Annotated in this window: 1 rRNA gene; it reads right to left on the bottom strand. The window is 51.6% G+C overall.

Going from position 1 to position 2,939, the window contains the following annotated elements:
- Positions 1 to 8: 8 nt before the first annotated feature.
- A 23S ribosomal RNA gene (locus ILS93_RS28385) occupies positions 9 to 2,930 on the bottom strand.
- Positions 2,931 to 2,939 lie beyond the last annotated feature (9 nt).

Below are 2,939 nucleotides of genomic sequence, written 5' to 3'. Positions count from 1 at the left end.
CATATTATATGGTTAAGTCCTCGATCTATTAGTATTCGTCAGCTCCACATGTCACCATGCTTCCACCTCGAACCTATCAACCTGATCATCTTTCAGGGATCTTACTAGCTTACGCTATGGGAAATCTCATCTTGAGGGGGGCTTCATGCTTAGATGCTTTCAGCACTTATCCCTTCCGCACATAGCTACCCAGCTATGCCCTTGGCAGAACAACTGGTACACCAGCGGTGCGTCCATCCCGGTCCTCTCGTACTAAGGACAGCTCCTCTCAAATTTCCTACGCCCACGACGGATAGGGACCGAACTGTCTCACGACGTTCTGAACCCAGCTCGCGTACCGCTTTAATGGGCGAACAGCCCAACCCTTGGGACCGACTACAGCCCCAGGATGCGATGAGCCGACATCGAGGTGCCAAACCTCCCCGTCGATGTGGACTCTTGGGGGAGATAAGCCTGTTATCCCCGGGGTAGCTTTTATCCGTTGAGCGATGGCCCTTCCATGCGGAACCACCGGATCACTAAGCCCGACTTTCGTCCCTGCTCGACTTGTAGGTCTCGCAGTCAAGCTCCCTTATGCCTTTGCACTCTACGAATGATTTCCAACCATTCTGAGGGAACCTTTGGGCGCCTCCGTTACACTTTAGGAGGCGACCGCCCCAGTCAAACTGCCCACCTGACACTGTCTCCCGGGTCGATAAGACCCGTAGGTTAGAATTTCAATACATTCAGGGCGGTATCCCACCAGCGCCTCCACCGAAGCTAGCGCTCCGGTTTCAATGGCTCCCGCCTATCCTGTACAAAATGTACCAAAATTCAATATCAGGCTACAGTAAAGCTCCACGGGGTCTTTCCGTCCTGTCGCGGGTAACCTGCATCTTCACAGGTACTATAATTTCACCGAGTCTCTGGTTGAGACAGTGCCCAAATCGTTACACCTTTCGTGCGGGTCGGAACTTACCCGACAAGGAATTTCGCTACCTTAGGACCGTTATAGTTACGGCCGCCGTTTACTGGGGCTTCAGTTCAGAGCTTCGCTTACGCTAACCCCTCTCCTTAACCTTCCAGCACCGGGCAGGTGTCAGCCCCTATACTTCGCCTTACGGCTTCGCAGAGACCTGTGTTTTTGCTAAACAGTCGCTTGGGCCTATTCACTGCGGCTTTCCGTTAAGAAAGCACCCCTTCTCCCGAAGTTACGGGGTCATTTTGCCGAGTTCCTTAACCAGAGTTCTCTCGCACACCTTAGGATTCTCTCCTCGCCTACCTGTGTCGGTTTGCGGTACAGGCACCTTTTATCTCGCTAGAAGCTTTTCTTGGCAGCGGGGAATCAAAGACTTCGCTCCATAAGGAGCTTCCCCATCACAGCTCAGCCTTCACGATAAGCGGATTTGCCTACTTATCAGCCTAACTGCTTGGACGTGCACAACCAATCGCACGCTTCTTCTATCCTTCTGCGTCCCTCCATTGCTCAAACGATAAAGAGGTGGTACAGGAATATCAACCTGTTGTCCATCGCCTACGCCTGTCGGCCTCGGCTTAGGTCCTGACTAACCCTGAGCGGACGAGCCTTCCTCAGGAAACCTTAGGCATTCGGTGGACGGGATTCTCACCCGTCTTTCGCTACTCATACCGGCATTCTCACTTCTAAGCGCTCCACCAGTCCTTCCGGTCTGACTTCACTGCACTTAGAACGCTCCCCTACCACTGATACCATTGGTATCAATTCGCAGCTTCGGTGGTGTATTTAGCCCCGGTACATTTTCGGCGCAGAGTCACTCGACTAGTGAGCTATTACGCACTCTTTAAATGGTGGCTGCTTCTAAGCCAACATCCTAGTTGTCTAAGCAACTCCACATCCTTTTCCACTTAATACACACTTTGGGACCTTAGCTGGCGATCTGGGCTGTTTCCCTCTTGACTACGGATCTTATCACTCGCAGTCTGACTCCTAAGGATAAGTCATTGGCATTCGGAGTTTGACTGAATTCGGTAATCCGATGAGGACCCCTAGTTCAATCAGTGCTCTACCTCCAAGACTCTTACACTTAAGGCTAGCCCTAAAGCTATTTCGGGGAGAACCAGCTATCTCCAGGTTCGATTGGAATTTCTCCGCTACCCACACCTCATCCCCGCACTTTTCAACGTGCGTGGGTTCGGGCCTCCATTCAGTGTTACCTGAACTTCACCCTGGACATGGGTAGATCACCTGGTTTCGGGTCTACGACCACGTACTAAACGCCCTATTCAGACTCGCTTTCGCTGCGGCTCCGCCTCTTCAGCTTAACCTCGCACGGGATCGTAACTCGCCGGTTCATTCTACAAAAGGCACGCCATCACCCATTAACGGGCTCTGACTATTTGTAGGCACACGGTTTCAGGATCTCTTTCACTCCCCTTCCGGGGTGCTTTTCACCTTTCCCTCACGGTACTGGTTCACTATCGATCACTAGGGAGTATTTAGCCTTGGGAGATGGTCCTCCCAGATTCCGACGGAATTTCACGTGTTCCGCCGTACTCAGGATACATTCAAGAGAGAACGAAGTTTCGACTACGGGGTTGTTACCCTCTACGACGGACCTTTCCAGGTCGCTTCGTCTACCTCGTTCCTTTGTAACTCCGTATAGAATGTCCTACAACCCCAAGAGGCAAGCCTCTTGGTTTGGGCTATGTTCCGTTTCGCTCGCCGCTACTCAGGAAATCGCATTTGCTTTCTCTTCCTCCAGGTACTTAGATGTTTCAGTTCCCTGGGTCTGTCTTCCTTACCCTATGTATTCAGGTAAGGATACCATACCATTACGTATGGTGGGTTTCCCCATTCGGAAATCTTCGGATCAAAGCTTACTTACAGCTCCCCGAAGCATATCGGCGTTAGTCCCGTCCTTCATCGACTCCTAGTGTCAAGGCATCCACCGTGCGCCCTTTCTAACTTAACCAAACTAAAA

It is taken from the genome of Bacillus sp. 16GRE42, assembly GCF_019837435.1.
GTDB lineage: Bacteria > Bacillota > Bacilli > Bacillales > Bacillaceae_G > Bacillus_A > Bacillus_A wiedmannii.
This window is presented reverse-complemented; position numbering and strand designations above follow the sequence as displayed.